The organism is Pseudomonas sp. Sample_9, assembly GCF_004307535.1.
Taxonomy (GTDB): domain Bacteria; phylum Pseudomonadota; class Gammaproteobacteria; order Pseudomonadales; family Pseudomonadaceae; genus Aquipseudomonas; species Aquipseudomonas mercuritolerans.
This window is the reverse complement of sequence record NZ_RAZO01000110.1, coordinates 1-2,139: the sequence shown is the minus strand read 5'-3', so window position 1 is coordinate 2,139 and position 2,139 is coordinate 1. Positions and strand designations below refer to the sequence as shown.

The window sequence follows — 2,139 nt, the reverse complement described above, 5'->3', positions numbered from 1 at the left end:
ATCTCCAGCAACGCCCTCAGCCGCTCGATCAACGCGCAGGCCGAGCACTGGATGCGCATCGGCATGCTCGCCGAGCTGCACCCCAACCTCGACCACAGCGCCATTTGCCGCCTGCTGATCCGCGCCGAACAGAATGGTGGCCTGGATCTGCAACAACTGACTCAGGAAGCCGTCAGCGCATGAGAAACCAGATCAAGATCAACACGCCGGCCGACATCGAAAAATCCCGCGCCGCCGGCAAGCTCGCCGCTGAAGTGCTGGCGATGCTGGTGCCGCATGTGAAGGCCGGGGTGACCACCGATGAGCTGGACCGGTTGTGCAACGATTACATCGTCAATGTGCAGAAAGCCGTGCCGGCCAACGTCGGTTATCACGGCTTTCCGAAAACCGTCTGTGCGTCGGTAAACGACGTGGTGTGTCACGGGATTCCATCGGGTACGCCATTGAAAGATGGCGACATCGTCAATCTCGACATCGCCGTGATCAAGGATGGCTGGTTCGGTGATACCAGCCGCATGTACGTCGTGGGCGAGGCGACTCCTGAAGCGCAGCACCTGATCAAGACCACTCACGACGCGATGTGCGCGGGCATTCGCGCGGTGAAACCGGGCGCAACGCTGGGCGATATCGGTCATGCGATCCAGAGCCTGGCGGAGGCGGAGGGCTTCAGCGTGGTGCGCGAGTACTGCGGCCATGGCATCGGCAAGGTCTATCACGACGAACCGCAAATCCTGCATTACGGCTTTCCCAATCAAGGGCTGAAGCTCAAGGCCGGGATGATCTTCACCGTGGAGCCGATGCTCAACGCCGGCAAACGCCATGTGAAGAACATGCCGGATGGCTGGACTGTGCTGACCAAGGATGGCTCCCTGTCGGCGCAGTGGGAGCATATGGTCGCGGTGACGGAAAGCGGGTTTGAAGTGCTGACGGCTTGGCCGGATGAGATTGAAGGGTACCGGGCCATTGGCTAATACCGTGTCGCCTGCTTGCCCTCACCCTAGCCCTCTCCCAATGGGAGAGGGGACTGACCGAGGTGTTGTTGCGAGATACGCCGACGTGCGATATCGAGTCGAACTTACATTTTGCACAGCATGAAGATCGGCTCCCTTTCCCCCTCGCCCCCCTTGGGGGAGAGGGCTGGGGTGAGGGGGAAGATCCAACTGACTCAGCGCAATCAGTGAGCACCGGCAGCCTTGTTCAAATCGCTCTCGGTCCATTCGGTATAAACACAAGCATCCGCCGTCGCCCAGCGCACCCGGACCGGATCGCCGGCCTTGAGTGGCATGCCCGCTGCCGACAGCGCTTTCACCGTCATCGACGTCCCGCCCGCAGTGACCACGCTGCACGTCTGGCTCTCACCGAGAAACAGCACCTCCACAACATTCGCCGACACCTCATTCCAACCCGCCGCCAGCGGCTCATCCAGCGCCTGCTGCGTGCTCAACGCCAAGGCTTTTTCCGGACGCACCATCAGCAGCACATCCTGATCAGTGTGCAACCCGGACGTCAGCCGAATCGACAACGACTGACCCTCGAAACTCGCTGCCGCATTGCCTTGCGCCTTGAGCTTGAGGAAGTTCGAATTGCCCAGAAACGACGCGACAAAGGCATTCGGCGGATTCTGGTAAAGGTCATAACCACTGCCCAGACCGACGATCTTGCCGTGGCTGAAAATCGCGATGCGTTGCGACAGCCGCATGGCTTCTTCCTGGTCGTGGGTCACGTAAACGATGGTGATGCCCAGGCGCCGGTGCAGCTGGCGCAGTTCATCCTGCAAGTCCTCGCGCAGCTTCTTGTCCAGCGCGCCCAATGGTTCATCCATCAGCAGAATGCGTGGTTCGTAAACCAGCGCCCGGGCGATGGCGACACGTTGTTGCTGACCGCCGGACAGTTGCGAAGGGCGGCGATGGGCGAACTGTTCGAGCTGCACCAGTTTCAGCATCGCATCGACGCGTTTTTCGCGCTCGGCCGTCGCCAGTTTGCGAATGGCCAAAGGGAAGGCGATGTTGTCGCGCACCGACAGATGCGGGAACAGCGAGTAGCGCTGAAAGACCATGCCTATGTCGCGCTTGTGCGGCGGCACATTGACCAGCGACTGGCCGTTGACGAGGATCTCGCCGCTGCTCGGTGTTTCGAAAC

At 60.7% G+C, this 2,139-nt stretch carries 3 protein-coding genes; 2 read left to right on the top strand and 1 reads right to left on the bottom strand.

Annotation, left to right across the window (positions count from 1 at the left end; genetic code table 11):
* Nucleotides 1–183 (top strand): ParD-like family protein (locus tag D6877_RS05840; RefSeq protein WP_130910156.1); only part of this gene is annotated, 183 nt, incomplete at its 5' end.
* Nucleotides 180–971 (top strand): type I methionyl aminopeptidase, encoded by a 792-nt coding sequence (gene map, locus D6877_RS05835; protein ID WP_130910155.1) that lies wholly within the window; start codon nucleotides 180–182, stop codon nucleotides 969–971. The genes D6877_RS05840 and map, both read left to right, overlap by 4 nt.
* Before the next feature lie 203 nt (nucleotides 972–1,174).
* Here the strand turns inward: map and D6877_RS05830 are convergent.
* On the bottom strand, nucleotides 1,175–2,139 hold a 965-nt coding region (locus D6877_RS05830), incomplete at its 5' end, for an ABC transporter ATP-binding protein (protein WP_130910154.1).

What these genes read in the sequence shown, in the direction of transcription:
- map (WP_130910155.1), top strand. Translation starts at nt 180, where the DNA reads ATGAGAAACCAGATCAAGATCAACACGCCGGCCGACATCGAAAAATCC.